Raw genomic sequence first — 20061 nt, 5'->3', positions numbered from 1 at the left:
CGCTCAGAGGAACCCGGTGGAAATCCAGGGAACGGCGGCGACGAGGACGGTGCCGATGAACAGGGCGACCATGTAGCCGACGATCGGCTTCATTCCCTCGTTGGGATGGATGCGGCTGATCGCGCAGGCCGCGTAGTACCCGACACCGAAGGGCGGCGCGAACAGGCCGATGCCCATGGCGAGCGTGACGACCATCGCGTAGTGCACCTCGTGGATGCCCACTTGCCGGGCGATCGGGAACAGCAGCGGGCCGAGCAGGACGATGGCCGGGATGCCCTCGAGCACCGAGCCGAGGATGATGAAGGCGACCAGCGAGACGGCCATGAAGGTGACCGCGCCGCCCGGCAAGGCCTTCATCGTGTCGGCCAGGGCCGTCGAGAAGCCGGACTGGGTCAGCGCCCATGCCATGCCGGTGGCCGCACCGATGATGAACAGGATGGAGCCGGACAGCGCGGCCGTGCTGACCAGCATCGGGTAGATCCGCTTCCAGTCGAACTGCCGGTACACCAGGATGCCGGCGATCACCGCATAGGCAATCCCGATGGTGGAGACCTCGGTGGCGGTGGCCACGCCCTCGACCACGGCGGCGCGGATCACCACTGGCAGCGCAAGCGCCGGAACCGCCACCATGAACGACTTGGCGATGTCGCGGCCGGAAGCGCGGCGCACGCCTTCGAGGTTCTCGCCGCGATAGCGCCACCAGACCAGTGCGGCCAGCGTCACGCCCACCACGATCCCCGGCAGCAAGCCGCCGGTGAACAGGGCGGCGATCGACACGCCCGTGGCGGAGCCGATCGTGATCAGCACCAGCGACGGCGGGATGGTCTCGGTCTGCGCACCCGTTGCGGACAGCAAGGCGACCAGCTCGCCGGGCCTGGAGCCGCGCTTCTGCATCTCGGGGAACAGCGCCGGCGCCACCGCCGCCATGTCGGCCGCCTTCGAACCGGAGATGCCGGAGACGAGATACATCGCCCCGATCAGCACATAGGACAGGCCGCCGCGCACGTGCCCCAGCAGGTTCGCCAGGAAGGAGACCATGGCCAGGGCGATGCCCGTCATCTCGATCAGCAGGCCCAGCAGGACGAACAGCGGGACGGCGAGGAGGATGAGGTGGCTCATGCCTTCGTCCATCCGGCCGACCAGCACGATGGTCGGCGTGCCGGTGGTCAGCGCGATGTAGCCGAAGGTGGCGAGCCCGAAAGAGAAGGCGATCGGCACGCCGAGCAGCACCAGGGCCCCGACCCCGAACACGAAGAACAGCAGCAGGTTCCAGTTGCCCAGCGGCTTCATCGCGTCACCGACCAGGGCCATGCCGCCGACCACCAGGGCGACCAGTCCGAGCGCGAGCACCACGTCCTTCAGCCGGCCGAGGCGCAGGATCTGCAGGATGCCCACCAGCAGCATCAGCCCGAGCCCGATGGGCAGTGCCGCCGCGCGCCAGGAGTTGGCGATGCCCATCGCCGGCGTCGTGACGCTCATTTCGTCCTGCGCGAACTCGTAGGCCGGATGGACGACGAAGGCAACGAAGGCAATGCCTGCTGCCACCGCGACCAGGTCCAGGAAGGCGCGGGACCTGGGGTCCAGCTTTCCGACGACGGCCGTCATGCGCATGTGTTCCCCGCGCTGGAAGGCGATGATCGATCCCAGCATCGCGAGCCAGAGGAACAGGATGGACGCAAGTTCGTCCGACCACACCAGCGGCTGGTGCAGGACGTAGCGGCTCGTGACGCCCATCAGCAGCACGATCACCTCGGCCAGCACCAGCAGTGCGGCCGGGACTTCGACGAGCGTGGCGACCGCCTTGTTCAGGTGGGCCAGCCAGCCGGCTGTTTCATGCCGCGCGCCCTCCAGGGCATGCGCGGTGTCGCTTGGGATGTCCATCGTTTCTCCTTCCGGAAGAGAGTGGGCGGGTGCAGCCGGCGTTCAGCCGAGCTTGCCGGAGACCTGCTCGAGGAGACCCCAGGCGGCGGCGCCGTACTTGGCCTTCCAGTCGCTGTAGAAGCTGGTCGTCGCCAGCTTCTTGCGGAAGTCGTCCTGCGGCACGGTGACGAAGTTGATCCCCTTGCCCTTGAGGTCCGCGGTCAGGTTGGCCGTGAGCCTGGCGACGTCGGCGCGCTGGTCGCCGGCGGAGCGGTCGATCTCGCGGGTGACGATCTGCTGCAGGTCGGCCGGCAGCTTCTGGAACGAGCGCTTGTTCCCGAGCACCCAGTAACCGTCCCACACGTGGCCGGTGAGGCTGCAGCTTTTCTGGACCTCGTACAGGCGCGCGGTCGCGATGATCGCCAGCGGGTTCTCCTGGCCCTCGACCACCTTCGTCTGCAGCGCGGTATAGACCTCGTTGAAGTTGATCGGCGAAGGGGCGGCACCCAGGGCCTGGAACAGCGACGTCAGGGGCGGGGCCGGCGGCACGCGCAGCTTGAAGCCCTTGAGGTCGTCCGCGCCCTTGATCTCGCGGGTGGACGAAGTGACGTGGCGGAAGCCGTTGTCCCAGATCCTGGAGACCGTGAAGATCGGCGTCTTGGCGATCTCGGCGCGGATGTGGTTGCCCAATTCACCGTCCATGGCCTTCCACACGTCGTCGTAGCCCTTGAAGGCGAAGGCGACGCTCGTGATGCCCGAAAGCGGCACGAACGTGGACAGGATCAGCGACGACAGGTTGAAGAAGTCGACCGAGCCGTTGCGCACCTGCCCCAGCAGGTCGGTGTCGCTGCCCAGCTGGTTGGCCGGGAACAGCTTGATGTTGACGCGGCCCGAGCTGGCCTCGCGGATGCGGTCCAGGGCTTCCTTGGCACGCAGGTTCACCGGGTGGGTGGGATCCTGGCCGGTGGCGTACTTGAGCTCGAATTCGGCCGCGTCGGCGCGCCGCGTCGCGATCGAGAACAGCGGCAGCGCGGCGGAGGCCAACACTGCACGGCGCGAGAGGGTGAATCGCTGGTTCGTCATGATGAAGCTTGTCTCCAATGGGTTGCGGGTGCGCGGAAGCAGTCGCACGCGGGCGTGGCTCGCCCTTCGGCCACGGCACCCTCCGTGGCACGTGCGTGCGGTTCGAGGCGGGAACGGGAAGGCCGCGCGCGAGGGCGCGGCCGGACTTCAGTGGATCAACATGCCGCCATTCACGTCGAGCGTGATGCCGGTGCAGTAGGCGGACAGGTCGCTGGCGAGGAACACGCAGGCGCCCGCGATGTCCGAGGCGCGGCCCAGGCGCGCAAGGGGAATGCTTTCGGCGATCTCGACCTTCTTGGAATCGGTCAGCTTGCCCTGCGTGATGTCGGTTTCTATCAGTCCCGGCGTCACGCTGTTGATGCGGATGCCGTCGATGCCGAACTCGCGCGCCATCGCCTTCGCGAGGCCGAGCACGCCTGCCTTGGCCGCCGAGTAGTGCGGGCCGCCGAAGATGCCGCCGCCGCGCTGCGCCGAAACGGAGGAGATGCACACGATGGAGCCGCTCTTGGCCGCGCGCATCGCCGGCAGCACGGCCTGGGACATGTGCAGCGTTCCGCGCAGGCTCACGTCCAGGATGCGGTCGTAGTCGGCGCCGGTGATGTCCAGTGTCTTGACCGGCTGCGTGATGCCGGCGTTGTTCACCAGCACGTCGACGCGGCCGAAGGCCTGGAGCACGGCGGCAACCGCGGCGTCGCACGAGGCCTTGTCGGTGACGTCGGCGACCAGGCCGATGTGGCCGCTGCCCAGGCGGGACGCCGCGGTTTGCGGCTCGGCGCGCGCGAGGTCGAGGATGGCGATCCTGGCGCCCTGCTCGGCCATGAGGCGGGCAGTCGCGAAACCCAGGCCGTTGGGCCCGGCGCCGCCGGTGATGACGGCGACTTTGTCTTTCAGAAGCATCGGGGGTCTCCAGGTGGAAGCGGTGTGGAGCGAATGGTCGGCGCGGGCCAACCTGAAGACAAGCGATATGTCGTCAGGCTAGGATGACGCCTCGTCATCTGAGCCCCGGGTTGACCCTATGCCTGCCCTGCCACCAGTCACCAACCTGCTGGCCTTCGAGGCCGTCGCTCGCCGGCGCAGCTTCGCACTCGCCGCAGCGGAGCTGCACCTGACGGCATCGGCCATCAGCCACCAGGTCGCGCGGCTGGAGTCGGACCTGGGCGTGCGGCTCTTCGAACGCAGTGCGCACGGCGTGCGCCTGAGTGTGGCGGGCGAGCAGTACCTCGCGCGCGTGGGCGGCGCACTGGCAGCCTTGACTTCAGCGACCGAGGACCTGCGGCAGGGGGTGAGCAACAGCCTCTACGTGCACTCCGCCCCCAGCATCGCGAGCCTGTGGCTCATGCCGCGCCTGCGCGCCTTTGCCCAGGCCTATCCCGACATCTCGCTGAACCTGTCCGCGGCCCACACCCACAGCGACTTCGCGCTGGGCCAGGCGGACATCGACATCCGCTACGGCGTGCCGCAGTGGCCGGACCTGGAAGTGGAGCCGCTGTTCGAGGAACGGGTCGTGCCGCTGGCAAGCCCTGCCTTCATCCGCGAGCACCGGCTCAAACGCATCGAGCAGCTGCTGGACGTCCCCCTCATCCAGAGCAACGTCAGCGTGGTGCAGTGGTCCGACTGGTTCGCGGCCGTGTCGGACAGGCGTGCGCCGGAGCGCTTCGCGGTGCGCTTCGACCGCGCGCAGATGTCGCTCGACGCGGCGACGCAGGGACTGGGCGTGGCGCTCGAAAGTGCCACGATCGCCGGCGGGCACCTGGCGGAAGGAAGGCTCAAGCCGGTCTTCGGCCTCGAGAAGGCCGTGAAGCTGAAGGCGCACTTCGCCGTCTATCCCACGCGGCATGCCCGGAGGCGGCCGGTGGAGGCGTTCCTGACGTGGCTGCATTCGGAGGCAGCGAAGACGTAGCAGCGCCGCTGGTGCCGCGCTTGTCTTCCCTCAGCGCACCGCGTGCGCGCTGAACCCCGCCTCCGCCCACGCCTCCGCGCTGCCGCGCGTCAGCCGGAAGCCCGGGGAGACGCGGGCCTCTCCCAGCACCTCGCCCGCACCGGTGGCGCGCAGCACGGCCGATGGATTGTCTTCGTCGGGCTCGATGTCCAGCGTGACGCGCACGCGGCCGCCGTTGGCGGAGATCTCCACCTCCCGGTGCAGCACGGCATGCAGCTGCTGTTCGTGCCGGCGCACGAATTCGGCGGCCGTCTTCACCAGCGTGCTGAACGCCGAAGTGTCCAGCGGCTTGGGATTCTTCTTGTCGCGGCCCATGGTCCACGGGCCTACCAGGGCCGGTTCGACCTGGCCGTCCGGCGTCATGGCGACGGCCCAGCCGTCGTCGTCCTCGTTCTTGATCACGCGGGCCGTCCAGCCGTTGTCGCGCCACACGCGCGCCTCGTGGATCACCTCTTGCCCGGGATCGCTGTCGTTTTCGTTCATGATGCGATTGTCGCGCCGCGCCAGGCCTTGCCATCGCGCCCGCGGCCCCCAGATGCGTGAGTTCCGCCCCGCCGGCAAGCACCCGGCCAACAACAAACCTGATGTCCGAGACCTTCGCGCCTCACGACCAACCCGCACCCCTCGCGTCCGACCTGCCCCTGGCGCACCCGAACTGGGTGGTCTACGACCAGGTGGCCTTCGTCGCCCGCATCGTGGCTTCCTCCCTCGAAGTGCCCGCCAAGCTGCGCGGCACGCTGCGCAGCCTCTGGCGCACACCGGCCACGCCCGAACTCGAGGCAAGGATAGACGCGGCCGCGGCAGACCCGGGCTTTCGCGGGGAGTTCCTCCGCAACGGCGGCGACCCCCTCGTCGCCACCTGCCTGGGCCTCCTGCACACGCTGGCGGCCTTGGGTGAACATGCCCGCCCCGTGGAGCTGCTGCGCGAGCTCAAGCTCGCGGGTGAGCAACTGGCCGCGGCGCTGGCCGCGGGCGACGTGTGCCAGCCCAGGCTCTGGCGGCCCGAGGAGCGCGCCGAACGGCTGAGGCAGCTGCAGGGCGAAGCGACCGGGCTCAGCAAGGCCGAGCGCAAGCAGTTGCGCCTGGCCGAAGAGCGCGAAGCCCAACGCGCCAGGGACGAACGGGCCGCGCGGCTGCGCGAGGCGGAAGAGGCGCGGATCGCGCAGGTCGCGGGCGAGTTGCAGGCGTGGCTGCACGCGCGCAACGTCGGCGCGGAACGCTTCGACCTCGCTACCTTCGAGCAGCTGCAGTCCGGCCAACTCCTGCGCGACTTCAGGGACGTGCACGGCGTGCATCCCTCGCCGACCGCGCTGCGCAAGCTGTTCGACCTGGCGCCGGCGGTTCACGAACAGCTTGCAGACCACCAGGCGCAGCAGGAGCGGCGCGCACGCGAGCAGAAGCTGGCGCGCCAGCAGTGGGAGCAGACCCTCGTCGGCGACGAGCAGGCGCTGGAGCTGCTGTCCATCCTGCGTGCCGAGCTCGACGAGTGGACGGCGCTGCAGCGGCTGCCGGTCGCCGTGCACAGGACTTCGCGCAAGGCAGGCCAGGAAATTGTGCAGGTCCTGTTCGATCCCGCGGTGCTCGCGACCCTGTCCGAGGAGCAGATTGCCGAGTGGCGCGCGGCGGACCTGGAGACACTGCCGCCGCAGGAGCGGTCGACCCCGCCCGCGGCGTCGCGCGGATCCAGGCGCGCCGCCGGCTGGCGCAGGCAATCGAGGCGGCGAAAGCGGCGCACCACTGCGAGGCACGCCAGCAGGATGACGGCACCCTCCTCTTCACCAAGGCCGCGAGCGTGCCCGTGGTGGTCACGGTGTCGGCCGACGATGTCCAGACCTGGCCGGCCCTCGTCCGGCTGCAGGCCAGCGTGCCGGGACCCCGGACCGACGGCGAGGTCGGCAACCTGTCCGCGCGCGTCGGCGCCTTGTTCGCCGCCGACAGGCTCGCCGGCATGGGGCAGGCGATCTCCAACGCGGTGACGGACCTGCTGGCGGAGTACGCGAACGCGCTCTCGGCCTCGCAGCGGCAGGAATTGCTGGCCGGCCTCAGGCAGGCCCTCGCGCAGGGCCTGCGCCAGCAGGACGTGGCCAGCGACCTGAAGAACACCCTGGTGGCTTCCGTGGGCCAGCTGCTGCGCCGCATCGAGGAAGAGCGCGCCCAGGAGCTGGTGCGCCTGAAGGACTACCCGCAGGCCTTCCCCGTCGCCCGCGCGCTGGAGCGGACCATCCACTTCCGGCTGGGGCCGACCAACTCGGGCAAGACGCACGACGCCCTGGAGTCCCTGAAGAAGGCCGCGTCCGGGGTGTACCTGGCGCCCCTGCGGCTGCTGGCGATGGAGATCCGCGACCGGCTGGTCGCCCAGGGCATCCCCTGCAACCTGCTCACCGGCGAGGAACACGACCTGATGGAGGGCGCGCGGCACACCGCCTGCACCGTGGAGATGATGAGCCCGGAGCGCGAGGTGGATGTCGCCGTCATCGACGAAATCCAGATGCTGCAGGACCCCGCCCGCGGCTGGGCCTGGACCTCCGCCCTCGTCGGCGCGCCCGCGCGTGACGTGTACGTGTGCGGCGCGGATACGGTGCACCAGCGCTGCGTGGAGGTGCTCGACGCCATCGGCGAGCGCCACGAGACGGTGGTCCTGCAGCGCAAGACCCCACTGGTGCTGGAGGACACACCGGTGGCCAGCCGCCGCGGGCGCAAGCACGCAGACGCGGGGCTGCAAGCGGGCGACGCCGTCATCGCCTTCTCGCGCAAGGACGTCCTGACCCTGAGCGCGCGCTACCGCGAGCAGGGCCTGTCGGTCGCCACCATCTACGGCGCCCTGGCGCCCGAGGTCCGGCGCACGGAGTCGGAGCGCTTTGCCAGCGGCGAGGCCGACATCGTGGTGGCCACCGACGCCATCGGCATGGGCCTGAACCTGCCGGTACGGCGCGTGATCTTCTCGACCGTCCACAAGTTCGACGGCGTCGCGACCCGCCTGCTCAACGCCGCGGAGGTGCAGCAGATCGCCGGCCGCGCGGGGCGCTTCGGCATGCACGCCGAAGGGCGCGTGTCCACGCTCGACCGGGAAGACCTCGCCCACGTGCGCCGCATGCTCGCCGAGCCCCAGCCCAGGATGCGTTCGGCGCTGGCCATCGCACCGAGCCCGTGGCACATCGAGTCGCTGTCGCAGCTTCTCGGGACGCGGCAGGTCGCGCCCATCCTCTCGTACTTCGCCTCGCGCATCGCCGCCAGAGGCTCGCTGTTCGAGACCGCAGCGCTGGAGGAGCAGGTCGGCCTGGCGCGGGTGGTGGACCGGATGGCCGGCAAGCTGTCGCTGGCGGACAAGTTCACCTTCAGCTGCGCCCCCATCTCGCACGACAAGGAAAACGAGTTCGCGTCCTTCGAGGCCTGCCTGCTCGCGTTCGTGAAAGGGCGCACGCTGCCCCTGCCCCGCCACGGCGACTGGCTGCAGGATCGCCTGCCCGGCTTCCTGGAGGAAGCGGAGTTCCTGAGCAAGGACGTGAGCCTCTACGCCTGGCTGTCGTACAAGTTTCCGCAGGTCTACTGCGATGGCGAGGCCGTGCCGGAACTGCGCGCGCGCCTGAGCCGCTACATCGAGCGCGAACTGCTGCGCCAGGGCGGCTTCGGCATGACGTCCAGGGAAGCCTTCCAGAGCCGGCAGCGGCGGTGATCGTCGGGGACGGCGGGCTGCGTGGCCGGTGCTGCGCAGACGGGGATCAATGCGGTTGCGTGTTGCCGATCGCCTTGTTGACCGCCACGAACCAGGTGCTCAGTCGCCCGTTGCTCGCGGCCAGATCACGACGGGCCTGCAGGTAGGCCCGCTGGCTGTCCAGCACCGCGATGAAGTCGACGGTGCCGCCGTCGTAGCGGGCCTGGACCAGCTTGAGCGCCTGCTCCGCGCTGTGCACCCGCTGGCGCAGTTCGCCGGCCTGCCGGCGCTCCCCGCTGTAGCCATTGAGGGCCTCGTCGATCTCCTGCCATGCCTGCAGCACCGTGCGCTGGTAAGCCACCGCCGCCTCCTGCTGCTGCAGGCTGCGCAGCTCCACTTCGCTTCTTCGCCGGCCGTTGTCGAACAAGGGCACGTTGAAGCTCAGCGCGCCCCACCAGGTCTGGCTGGCGGCATCGAAGAAACGGCTGCCGATGTAGGAGTCGTAGCCGGCGTGCGCACCCAGCGTGATGCTGGGATACAGGTTCGCAGTGGCCACGCCGACGCTGGCGGTCGCACCGTGCAGACGCGCTTCGGCCGCGCGGATGTCGGGACGGCGGCGCGCCACTTCCGATGGAAGCCCGAGTGCGAGATCCGGCAAGGCACCGGCCGCGTCGGCGGTCGTCGGCAACAGCTCCGCGCGCAGCGCTCCGGGACGCTCTCCCAGCAGCACGGCGATGCGGTTGACGCTCGCGGCTTCCTGCGTGAGCAGCGCCGGCAACTGCGCCTTCAGCCCGGAGGTGTCGGCACGTTGCCGTTCGACATCCAGGTAGTCCATCACGCCCGCCCTCGCCCGCGCCTCCAGCAGGCCCAGCCGGTCTTCGAGCGCGGCGATGTCCTCGCGCAGCAACCGGATCTGCTGCTGCGTGGTCCGCAGCTCGAAGTAGTTGCGCGCCACATCGCTCGCCAGGCCCAGGCGGGCGAGATCCAGGAGTGCCGCCTGGCGTGCCACGTCGGCGTCGGCCGCCTCGATGGAACGTTTCACCCGGCCCCACAGGTCGAGTTCCCACGACGCATCGAAACCCAGCTGGTAGTAGTTGAAAGGCTCGGCGATCAGCTTGGCCAGGGCATCCCGATTGGGAAAACCGACGGCATCGACCAGGCGCATGCCGGCGTTGTTCTCGCTCTGGGCCTGCCGTGTCACCTTGGCACCGAATCCCGCCTCGGGCAGCTGCTGCGCGGCGACACCGCTGCGCTGCGCGCGCGCCTGGGCAAAGCGCAAGGCGGCAGTCACCAGGTCCGGGCTGGCCTCCACGGCGCGCTGTTGCAGGCGATCGAGCACGGGGTCGCCGAAGGCGCGCCACCAGTCCGGGGGCAGGCTCTCGTCGACGGCCACGGGGACACGCAGGCTTTCGTCGCCGCTGCGCCAAGTCGACCAGTCCTGCGGCGCCGCCGTTTCGGGTTTCACGGCGTCGGGACCGACGACGCAGGATGCGAGGGCCGCCGCCAAGCAGAGGGCGGCAGTGGTGGATCGGACGCTCATGGGACGACCTCCCGGATCAAGCCAGACGGTTGCGGAACAGCCATGCTGCAAGCGGCAGCGTGACGGCGGCCAGCACCAGCAAAGGCACGAAGTCGATGGCAACGTCCGCCAGGCCTGCGCCTTCGAGGTACACGCGCCGCACGATGCTCATGCCGAAGCGCAAGGGATTGACGTAGGTGGCGATCTGCAGGACGCGCGGCATGTTGCCCACCGGCGTCAGCAGCCCCGAGAGCAACATCATCGGCATCAGCAGCAGGAAGGTGTAGAGCATGGCCTGCTGCATGTTCAGGGCCAGCGCGGAGATCGAGAGGCCGACGCCGACGGCGGCTGCGTTGAAGGTGAGCAGGCCGAGATAGAGCAGCCACACCGACCCGTTCATCGGGATCCGGAACCAGAACAGGATGACCAGGAAAATGATGGTCGACTGGAGCAGCCCGATCACGATCGCGGGAATGGCCTTGCCCACGAGGATCTGCATGGGCGTCAGCGGCGTCACGAGCAGCTGGTCGAAGGTGCCGTGCTCGCGTTCGCGCGCCACCGAGAGCGCGGAGATCAGCAGCGTCTGCAGGAAGCTCAAGGCGGCGATCAGCGCCGGCATCACGTTCCAGCGCGATTCCAGGTTGGCATTGAACCAGGCGCGGCGTTCGATCGTCACCGGGGGCGCGGCATGGGCCAGCGAACGGTTGTAGCTGGAAACGATGGACGTCACGTACGCAGCCGCGGCGCCCGCGGTGGAGGAATTGCGGCCGTCGAGAATCAGCTGCAAGGGCGCGGAGCGGTTCGATGCCAGCCGCGCCTGGAAATCCGATGGAATGCTCAGGACCAGCAGCACCTTGCCACTGTCGATGGCCTCGGCGATCTGCCGGGGTGAAGTGAGCGTCGCTTCGCGGAAGAACACGCCCGTGCCGTCGACGTGGGCCAGCAATTCCATGGAGGCGGCGCCGCGGCTTTGGTCCAGCACCGCATAAGGCACATGCGTGAGGTCGAAGGTGGCGCCGTAGCCGAACAGCAGTGACTGCACCAGTGCCGGCGCGAACAGGATCGCCCGGGTCGCGGGGTCCTTGAGCAGGGCCAGCACCTCCTTGCGGATCAAGGCGGCGATCTGCAGGACGCCCGCGATGAACGCTGCGTTCATGGCGTCAGTCCAGCGACTTGCGCATCGTGCGCGCCGTCGCGAAGCCGAGAACGAGCGCGTACAGGCCCAGGATCGCGCAACTGCGCAGGAACAGCGGCCAGTTGTCGCCGGCCAGGAACTGCGTCTTGACCAGCCCCATGAAGTGGGTCGCCGGCAAGATCTGCGCGACCAGCTGGATGAGGGTCGGCACGTTGCGCAGGTCGAACACGAACCCGGACAGCATCATCGCGGGCATGAAGCTGACCAGCAGGGAGACCTGGCTGGCCTGGAACTGGTTGCGCGTCTTGCCCGAGATCGCCAGCCCCATCAGGAGGGAGACGAGCAGGTACAGGAGCGACGCGGCGAGGATGGCCAGCAGCGAGCCGCGCATCGGCACCTGGAACAGGAACCGGCCCAGGAGCAGGCACACGGCGAGGTCGATGGACCCCACCACCAGGTAGGGCGCCAGCTTGGCGAGCAACAGCTCCACCGGCCGCACCGGCGTGACGAACAGCGGCTCCAGGGTGCCCCGTTCCCACTCGCGCGCGATCAGCAGCGAGGTCAGGAAGGCGCCGATCAGCGTGAGGACCAGCACGAGCAGGCCGGGGACCAGGTACCAGGTGCTGTCGCCCGTTTCGTTGAACCACATGCGCTGGACCACCTCGACACCCGCGCCCGCCATGGGCTGGGCGCCGGCGCGATCCGCCTGCTTGCGGGCCGAGCTCGCCAGGGCACCGGCCACGTAGCCTTCGATGGTCGATGCCGTGACCGCGTCCACTCCGTTGAGCAGCAGCTGGATCTGCGCGTCCAAGGCCGCCAGCCGGCGCGAGAAGTCCACCGGCACGCGCAGGATGGCGCCCACCTTGCCGGCCATCATCGCGTGCTCGGCGTCGGCCATGCTGGTGACCCAGACCGGCGCGAGGTAGTCGGTCCCTTCCAGGCCCCGCACGGCTTCGCGTGCGGTGGGCGAGTTGTCCTCCATGACCACCGCGATGGGCGCTTGCGTCACGTCGAAGGAAAGGCCATACCCGAACAGCAGGATCAGCACCACGGGCAAGAGCAGGCCCACGGCGAGGTTGCTCCGGTCGCGCAGCATCTGGCGCGTCTCCTTGCGCACCAGTGCCACCAGCCTCTGCATGAAGCCGCGGTTGCTCACGGGCCCGCCTGCGTTGCCCCAGGCGGGCGCCGGGCCCGGCCTTGCTCCACGATCGCGATGAAGGCGCTGTTCATGTCCATGTCGGCGCCCTGCCCCCCGCCGGCCTGCTCGCGCACTTCGCGGGGGGTGCCCAGCGCCAGCATGAGGCCCGCGTCCTGGATCGCGATGCGATCGCAGTACTCCGCTTCCTCCATGAAGTGGGTGGTGATGATGACCGTGACCCCGTCCTGGGCCAGCGCGGTGATCGTCCGCCAGAAGGCGCGGCGCGCCAACGGATCGATGCCGCTGGTGGGCTCGTCGAGAAACAGGATTTCGGGCTCGTGCAGGAGGCCCGCCGCCATCGCCAGCCGCTGCTTGTAGCCGCCCGGCAGCGTGCCGCTTTGGGCGGCAGGCTCCAGGCCGAACTGTTCGACCATGGCGGCAACGCGCTTGCGCAGCCCGTCGCCCCGCAGGCCGTAAGCGCCGCCGAAGAACTCCAGGTTCTCCCCCACGGTCAGGTTCCCGTACAGCGCGAACTTCTGCGACACGTAGCCGATGCGCGCGCGTGCCTGGGCGCGCGCGCGCCGCAGGTCCAGGCCCGCCACTTCCAGGTGGCCGCTGGTGGCGGGCAGGAGCCCGCAGAGCATGCGAAAGGTTGTCGTCTTGCCCGCGCCGTTGGGACCCAGCAAGCCGAAGATCTCGCCGCGCGCCACGTCGAACGAAGTGCGGGCCACCGCGGTGAAGTCACCGAACTTGCGCACCAGGTCCCGCACGGAAATGACCGGCTTGTCGGCGCCTTGCCGCGCATCACGCGGCGTGGCGGCGGCCCTGGGCGCAGGGAGCGCTTCCGCGCGCGCGTGCTGCTCGCGCAGCATGATCATGAAGGCATCCTCGAGTTCTTCCGGCCGTGCCTTCGCCGGCGCCTCCCCGAGCAAGGCGTCCAGGCGCGCAGCGTCCCCTTGCGGCTGGCGGATGAAACTCACATCGCCGGCCCTGGGAACCGCATCGACCACCAGGTCCCGCGCGTCGATCAGCTTCGCCTGCAGGTCGCGCGCGGGTGTCCCCGGCGGGGGCGATGCCACGAAGGTCAGGCCGCGCGCGCGCTGCCGCAGCGCCGAGGGCGCCCCTTCGGCCAGCAGCCGCCCGCGATGCATCACGAACACCTGGCCGCAGCGTTCGGCCTCGTCCATGTAGGCGGTGCTGACGATGACACTGAGCTGCTCGTCGTCCACCAGCTGCTGGACGATCTTCCAGAGATCGCGGCGCGACAGCGGATCGACGCCCACGCTGGGCTCGTCGAGCAGCAGCAGGTCCGGCGAGCGCACCAGCGTGCAGGCCAGGCCCAGCTTCTGCTTCATGCCCCCCGACAGCTTGCCGGCGGGCCGTTCCGTGAAGCGGGCCATGTCGGTCATCTCCAGCATGCGGGCAAAACGCTCGCGCCGCTCTTGCGGCGGCACGCCATGCAGGTCGGCGTACAGATCGAGGTTTTCCTGCACGCTCAGGTCCTCGTACAGGCCGAAGCGCTGCGGCATGTAGCTGATGCGGTCCTGCACCTGCTGGGGGTGGGCCGCGGCATCGCCGTCGAGCACCGTGAGGCTGCCTGCGTCCGGCTTGAGCAGCCCGGCGATCATGCGGATGAACGTCGTCTTGCCGGCGCCGTCGGGGCCGACGATTGCAGTGAGCTCCCCGCGTCGGATCTCGAGCGAGATGTCGTCGACGGCACGCAGCGGCTCGCCGCCGGGCGCAGGGAAGGTCTTGCGCAGCTGGCGAGCGACGACCGTCGTCCCCGACGCGCTCATGGCGGCGGACCGAGAGCGATGCGGACGGTGGCCGGCTGGCCGAGCCGCAAGGCGTCCATCGCGTCCGCCACCAGCACCCGCACTTCGTAGACCAGGCTGGTGCGCAACTCCTGCGTCTGCACGGACTTGGGCGTGAACTCGGCCACCGAAGAGATGTAGCCCACCTGCCCGGCGATGGGATGGTCGGGCGCGCTGTCCGTGAAGACCCGCGCCGCCATGCCGGGGTGGATGCGGCCGAGGTCGACCTCGCGCACATAGACGCGCACCCATTTCGGATCGGTCAGCGCCAGGGCGAACACGGGCCGCTGCGGCGTGGCCATGTCGCCGGGCTCCAGCAGGCGCGAGCGCACCACCGCGTCCGCGGGTGCCTTGAGCTGGCCCTGCGAGATCTGGTGCTGGAGCAGCGCCATTTGCGCCTGGGTCGCCACCAGCTGCGCCTCGCCACCGGCGACGTCTTCGCTGCGGGGCCCGAGTTCGACCAGGCGCAACGCCTCGCGCTGGTCTTCGACCCTGGCGGCGGCGACCTGCACGTTGGTCTTGGCGCGGTCCAGGTCCTGCGGACTGACCCCGCGCCCCTGCGTGTCGGCCGCCACGGCCTGCAGGCGCTCCAGTTCGTGCGCGGCACGCGAAGCTTCGGCCTGGGCGGCGGCCAGCCGGCTGCGGGCCTGCAGGACTTCCTGCGGGCGCGAGCCGTTGCGAAGGCGCAAGAGGTTCTGCTGCTGGACATTGCGCTGCGCCGCCGCCTGTTCCGCCTGCAGGGCCAGGGTGCGGGTGTCGAGGACGCCCAGCACGCTGCCGGCCTTGACGCGATCGCCCTCGTTGGCGCGCAGCTCGAGCACCCGGCCGGTTCCGTCGAAAGCCAGCGAGACCTGCCGGATGTCGACGTTGCCGTGCAGCACGAGTTCATTGCTGGCGCGCTCTTGCCCCATGAACCACCAGGCCGCGGCCGCGATCCCGAGAACGACAACAACCGACCCTGCGATGAGTTGCTTCTTCATGCGGTGGATTCCCGGTGAGCGCTGGTAACGCGCACGAGCGCATCGGCCCGGCACCGTAACCCCCATCGCGCTCAGGGACTATTGGCCTTTGGTCTCGGCAAGGCCCCGTCGCCAGGCTGCGGCGCAGCCCGGCCCGGTGATCACGCGTCGCGGGCAGCGGCCGCCGGCGAACTTTCACCGACCGTCACGGCGCGCGGCGTCGGGCCCACCGCACGCGTGACCACGGCAATGCCGCCGCAGACCAGGGCCAGCGCCAACAGGTTCTTCCATTCGAGCACCGACTCGCCCAGGAAGATCGCCGACAGCCCCGCGCCGAAGATCGGCACCAGGAAGTTGAACACCGCCACCAGCGACACGGGGTTGTGCTTGAGAAGGACCGTCCACAAGGTGAAGGCCACCGCGGACAGCAGCACCATGTAGGCCATCAGGGCGGCGGCCTGCCAGCTCCAGTGCGCCAGCGTTCCGCCGGCTGCCTGGCCGACCAGCAGCAGGATGGCGCCGCCGATGGCGAGTTGGGCACCCGTCATCGTCACCGCATCCATCCGCTGCGACAGCCGCTTGCCGTAGATGGAGGCGGCGGCCAGCACGAAGGCGGCGATCACCACGAAACCCTCGCCCAGCAGCGTGAAGTCGAACTGCGCCAGCGCGGGACTGACGTTGACCACCAGCACCCCCGCGAATCCCACGAGGCACCCGAGCGTCTTGCGCAACGTGAGCCGTTCCTGCCGGTACACGAAGTGCGCCAGCAGCACGCTGAAGAAGGTGCCGGTGGCGTTCATGATCGAGCTTTTCACGCCGCTCGTGTGCGCCAGGCCGATGTAGAAGAAGACGTACTGCAAGGCGGTCTGCGTCGCGCCGAGCGCCAGCAAGGCACCCAGGTCACGCGGGGTCCGCACGCCGGACCTGCGGCCGGTGGCCCATGCCAGCCCGAGCAGCACGAAGCCGGCCAGCAGGAAGCGCCAACCGGCGAACAGCATCTTGCCGCCGAGGTCGTCCGGGGCGATCTGCAGCAGCGCATACCCTCCCTTGATCGCCGGGTAGGCACTGCCCCACAACAGGCAAGAGAAGGTCGCGAGCCAGACGACCACCAGGGGCCGGGCGAAGAAGGAAGCAGCTTGGGACGGAGGTGAAGGCATGGGCAGGTGAGAGACGCGGGTCCACGCGCTGCCTGCATGGGCAGGCGCGAGCCGCGCATGTTCTCACGCCGGTGGCTTCGGCCCGAAGGGCGCCGAAGCCACCCGGGGCTCACTGCACGTTGCCGGTGACGGAAGCGTTGCCGGTGAGCGTGAACCTGCAGGTCCTGGTCTTGTTGCCGCCGCTCGAACAAGCCCCCGACCACACGGCGCTGCGGCCGTTGCCGACGCTCAGGGTGATCGCCGTGTTGCCGGCAAAGGCCGCCGATCCCGAGCTTCCGACCGCGACACTGATCCCCGCCGGACTGGACAAGACGCGCTCCCCGTTGCGCCCCGTGGCAGCGACGGTCAGCGTGAACTGCGTGCCGGGCGCGGCGGACGGGCCGATCGCCAGCGTGGCCGTCCGGGTGACGCCGGCCAGCGCAGCGGACAGGGTTGCCGTGGTTGCCGCGCCGACCGCACCCGTGGTCACGGTGAAGCTCGCGCTCGTCGCACCGGCGGGGACGGTCACGCCGGACTGCACCGACGCCGCGTTCGAACTGCTCGCCAGCGAGACCAGTGCGCCGCCACTGGGCGCGGGCGCGCTCAGGAACACGGTCCCGGCCGATGGCGTTCCGCCGACCACGCTGCCCGGGTTCAGCGACACCGAGGACAGGGTCGGCACGACGGGTGCCGGTGCGGTCACCACGAGCACCAGCGAGCGCGCCACGCCGTTGAAAGTTGCCGTGAGCGTCACGCTCACATCCGCCGGGACGACGGTGCTCGTGAGGATGAACGACGCGCTGGTCGCACCCGCCGCAACGGTGACGCTGGACGGCGTGGTGGCCGCGGTGGAGTTGTCGGCCAGGGTCACGACCGCGCCGCCGCTGGGCGCCGGCGCTGTCAAGGCGACGGACCCGTTGAGGAAGCCGCCGCCGGCCACGCTGCCTGCGCTGAGCGACAGCGAGGACAGCGTGGCGTTGGTCGCCGCGCTGCCCGGCGCGATCAACAGGAGCGCCGTCGGGCCCGGTGAGCTGGCGCCTTGCACGCGCACGCCTAGGGTCAGGTTGAAGGTCAGGGTGACCGGCTTCGTCGCGATCGGGAAGCTGGCGCTGGTGGCGCCGGCCGGAACCGTGAATCTGGCCGGAAGGGTCACCGGCGCCGTCGGTGGCGGCGGATCGATCGTGATCACCGTGGGCGTGGCCTGGGCCGAACTCAGGGTCACCACGCCGGTGGCGGCATTGCCACCCACGACACTGGCCGGGTTGACGGCGAGCGCGGCCAGCAGCGGCGGCGGCGGCAGCACGGTCAGGCTCGCGCTGCGGGCCGTGCCCAGGATGCCCACGATCCTGGCGCTCGTCCCGTTGGGGACGGAGTTGTTCGTGCCCACCGGGAAGCTGGCGGTCCTGGCGCCGGCCGGCACCGTCACGCTGGCGGGCACCGTGGTGGCAGCCGAATCGTCGCTGAGCCGCACGACCGCTCCGCCGGAGAAGGCCGCACTGCTCAAGGTCACGGTTCCCGTTGCCGTCGCGCCCGCCACGACGGTGGTCGGGTTGAGCGTCAGGGCCGACAGGGTCTGGCCCGAGAAGGCCGGCGACGTCGCCGCCGCATTGATCTTCGCGACGAAGCCGTCACCCCACAGGATCAGCAGGTCGCCGTTGAAGATCCTGTCCAGCGCGCCCGGCGTGGTCGGGAAGTCGCTCGATCGCGTCGAACCGGTGACGTAGATGTTGCCGGCCGGATCGAGCGCGATGGCACGGCCGCCGTCGGCATTGTTGCCGCCGAGGAGGGTCGAATAGAGCAGGTCCGAGCCGCCCGGGTTCAGGCCCGTGACGAAGGCATCCGACACGCCGTTGAACGAGAGATCGAATCCGTCCAGCGTGACCGGAAAGTCTTCGGCGCTGGTCGCGCCCGTGATCCAGGCATTGCCGGCGGCGTCCACGGCAATGGCGCCAGGCCCCGCGCCCCGCAGGAAGGTCGAGTAGACGAGGGCCGAACCCGCGGGGTTCAGCTTGGTGACGAAGCCGTCGCCCTGGCTGGCGGCAAAGACGGTGTCGTAGGCGCCCGGCGTGGTGGGGAATTCGGGCGAGCCGGTGCTCCCCGCGACGTAGGCGTTGCCGGCCGCATCGATCGCCAGTCCGGCGCCGTCGTCCGAGCCGGTGCCGCCCAGGAAGGTGGAATAGACCAGCGCCGAGCCGGCTGCATTCAGCTTGATGACGAAGGCATCGAACTCGCCGTTGTGTGCGGTGTCGAACGCGCCCGCCGTGGTCGGGAAATCCGCCGACCGGGTCGACCCGACGACGAAGGCCTGGGCGGCCGCGTCGACCACGATGGCGTTCGCGATGTCGCTCACCACGCCGCCCACGAAGGTCGAATAGACGAGCGCCGTGCCGGTGGCGTTGAGCTTGGTCACCAGCACGTCGTACTCGCCGTTGTGGCTGGTGTCGAAGGCGCCCGCCGTGACCGGGTAGTCGCGCGAGACGGTTTCGCCGGTCACGTAGGCGTTGCCGCCCGCATCGACGGCGATCGCGCGCAACTGGTCGTCGTCGATGCCGCCGAGATAGGTGGAATAGACCAGCGCCGAGCCGGTGGGGTTCAGCTTGGTGACGAAGCCGTCGTCGATGGTCTGCGGGCGCGGCGTCTGCGGGATGTTGGGCATGCGGTCGAACGCGCCGGCCGTCGTCGGGAAGTCGGCGGATTGCGTCTTGCCCGTCACGTAGGCGTTGCCTGCCGCGTCGATCGCGATGGCGCGGCCGAAGTCGGCCTGCGAGCCGCCGAGATAGGTGGAGTACACCAGCGCCGTTCCGCTGGCGTTGAGCTTGCTGACGAAGGCATCGGGGCCGTTGAAGGAGTCACCCGGCGTCCGGTCGAAGGCGCCCGTGGTGGTGGGGAAATCGAGCGATTGGGTGGTACCGACGACATACGCGTTGCCGGCGGTATCGACTGCGATGCCGGCACCGTCATCGCCGGCCGCGCCGCCCAGGAAGGTCGCATACTCCAGCGCGGGGTCGATGATCAACGCGAGGTCGGGCCGGTATTCGGCGCCGACTGTAAAGCGGTAGGCGTGCCCGGCGCCGTCGCCACCGTCGAGGACATAGCCGCTGCGCACCGGCACGCGGGTGCCGCCGACCTCCTGCCAGGAGACGGGCGCCGCATCGCGCAAGGTGCCCAGTGCCGAGTGGATCAACAGGCCGCCGGCGTCGTCCAGCGCGAGGCCGTCGGCCCCGGCATAGGCCAGCCGGATGTCCTCGGGCCGCGCCCCGGGACGGACCCGGAACTCGTACTTCAAGGTGCCGCCTTGTCCGCGCACGGCCAGGTCCACGCCCGGCCACAGGTCGCGGTACACGACCTGCGCATAGCCACGCAGTCCCGTCTGCCAGCGCGCCGGGTCGTTGCCGCGGAAATAGTGCGACTCGGCCGCCGCGCGTTCCTCGCCCTCGACGCCGGCTTGCCCGTTCGCTCCGACGAAGCGCAGCGCGAGGGCGACGCGCTGCGGCGCGTCCTTGGTCATCGACAAGACGATCTGGTCGCGGGTGACGAAGAAGGCATGCCGCGCGCCGCGGGCGTAGAACTGCACGCGCGGATCGGTCTGGCCCTGGTTCTCGACGAAGGTGAGAGGCAGCCTGGCGTAAGCGTCGAGAACGCGCGCGCGCTGCGCGTCGTCCCTGCCCTCGCAAGGCCTGAGCGTCGACGTGCCTGTCGCTGCAGCCGGGCAGCCGGCTGCCGCGGTCGGCAGCAGGAGCGCCACGGTGAGGGTCGCTGCCAGGATCAACCAGTGCCGCAGGCGTGGGGTCGCGTTCAAAGGACACCTCCTTCGACCAACATCCGC

At 69.8% G+C, this 20061-nt stretch carries 14 protein-coding genes; 3 read left to right on the top strand and 11 right to left on the bottom strand.

All coding sequences use genetic code 11. The annotated features are described in order from the left end of the window. Positions 1–3 precede the first annotated feature (3 nt). The 3 genes from AC3EGR_RS00940 to AC3EGR_RS00930 form a co-directional block, all read right to left on the bottom strand. Positions 4–1881, bottom strand: coding sequence for a TRAP transporter large permease (locus AC3EGR_RS00940; protein WP_488544546.1), 1878 nt, complete (start codon positions 1879–1881; stop codon positions 4–6). A 42-nt stretch (positions 1882–1923) separates the two neighbouring features. Then, the gene (locus AC3EGR_RS00935; protein WP_488544545.1) at positions 1924–2943 is read right to left on the bottom strand and encodes a TRAP transporter substrate-binding protein; all 1020 of its coding nucleotides are present in this window, start codon (positions 2941–2943) and stop codon (positions 1924–1926) included. Between the two features lie 147 nt (positions 2944–3090). After that, entirely contained in the window at positions 3091–3840 is a 750-nt protein-coding gene (locus AC3EGR_RS00930; RefSeq protein WP_488544544.1) for an SDR family NAD(P)-dependent oxidoreductase, read from the bottom strand. Between the two features lie 118 nt (positions 3841–3958). On the opposite strand from AC3EGR_RS00930, the gene AC3EGR_RS00925 reads away from it, so the two are divergent. Next, the gene (locus tag AC3EGR_RS00925; protein WP_488544543.1) at positions 3959–4843 is read left to right on the top strand and encodes a LysR substrate-binding domain-containing protein; all 885 of its coding nucleotides are present in this window, start codon (positions 3959–3961) and stop codon (positions 4841–4843) included. 30 nt (positions 4844–4873) lie between these two features. On the opposite strand, the gene AC3EGR_RS00920 is transcribed toward AC3EGR_RS00925, so the two are convergent. Further along, positions 4874–5365 carry a hypothetical protein gene (locus AC3EGR_RS00920; RefSeq protein ID WP_488544542.1) on the bottom strand — a complete coding sequence of 164 codons (492 nt, stop codon included), beginning with the start codon at positions 5363–5365 and terminating at the stop codon, positions 4874–4876. A gap of 101 nt (positions 5366–5466) precedes the next feature. On the opposite strand from AC3EGR_RS00920, the gene AC3EGR_RS00915 reads away from it, so the two are divergent. Further along, on the top strand, positions 5467–6858 hold the full coding sequence (locus AC3EGR_RS00915; RefSeq protein WP_488544541.1) for a hypothetical protein: 1392 nt from the start codon (positions 5467–5469) through the stop codon (positions 6856–6858). Further along, entirely contained in the window at positions 6831–8555 is a 1725-nt protein-coding gene (locus AC3EGR_RS00910; protein WP_488544951.1) for a helicase-related protein, read from the top strand. The genes AC3EGR_RS00915 and AC3EGR_RS00910 overlap by 28 nt, the downstream gene beginning before the upstream one ends. A 46-nt stretch (positions 8556–8601) precedes the next feature. On the opposite strand, the gene AC3EGR_RS00905 is transcribed toward AC3EGR_RS00910, so the two are convergent. The 7 genes from AC3EGR_RS00905 to AC3EGR_RS00875 form a co-directional block, all read right to left on the bottom strand. Beyond that, positions 8602–10074, bottom strand: a complete 1473-nt coding sequence (locus tag AC3EGR_RS00905; RefSeq protein WP_488544540.1) for an efflux transporter outer membrane subunit — start codon at positions 10072–10074, stop codon at positions 8602–8604. Between the two features lie 16 nt (positions 10075–10090). Next, a complete protein-coding gene (locus AC3EGR_RS00900) occupies positions 10091–11209 on the bottom strand; it encodes an ABC transporter permease (RefSeq protein WP_488544539.1) in 1119 nt (372 codons plus the stop codon). Between the two features lie 4 nt (positions 11210–11213). Then, on the bottom strand, positions 11214–12326 hold the full coding sequence (locus tag AC3EGR_RS00895; RefSeq protein ID WP_488544950.1) for an ABC transporter permease: 1113 nt from the start codon (positions 12324–12326) through the stop codon (positions 11214–11216). A gap of 14 nt (positions 12327–12340) precedes the next feature. Further along, positions 12341–14122 carry an ATP-binding cassette domain-containing protein gene (locus tag AC3EGR_RS00890; RefSeq protein WP_488544538.1) on the bottom strand — a complete coding sequence of 594 codons (1782 nt, stop codon included), beginning with the start codon at positions 14120–14122 and terminating at the stop codon, positions 12341–12343. Then, positions 14119–15120: an HlyD family secretion protein gene (locus AC3EGR_RS00885; RefSeq protein ID WP_488544537.1), complete on the bottom strand. Its 1002-nt coding sequence runs from the start codon at positions 15118–15120 to the stop codon at positions 14119–14121. Before AC3EGR_RS00885 ends, AC3EGR_RS00890 begins: the two co-directional genes overlap by 4 nt. 140 nt (positions 15121–15260) lie before the next feature. Next, positions 15261–16256 (bottom strand): DMT family transporter, encoded by a 996-nt coding sequence (locus AC3EGR_RS00880; RefSeq protein WP_488544536.1) that lies wholly within the window; start codon positions 16254–16256, stop codon positions 15261–15263. 109 nt (positions 16257–16365) lie between these two features. Further along, positions 16366–20034 carry a DUF7948 domain-containing protein gene (locus tag AC3EGR_RS00875; RefSeq protein ID WP_488544535.1) on the bottom strand — a complete coding sequence of 1223 codons (3669 nt, stop codon included), beginning with the start codon at positions 20032–20034 and terminating at the stop codon, positions 16366–16368. Between the last annotated feature and the right edge of the window lie 27 nt (positions 20035–20061).

The organism is Ramlibacter sp. G4-7 (assembly GCF_057784995.1).
The sequence above is the reverse complement of the archived record's forward strand: the minus strand, read 5'-3'. Positions and strand labels throughout refer to the sequence as shown.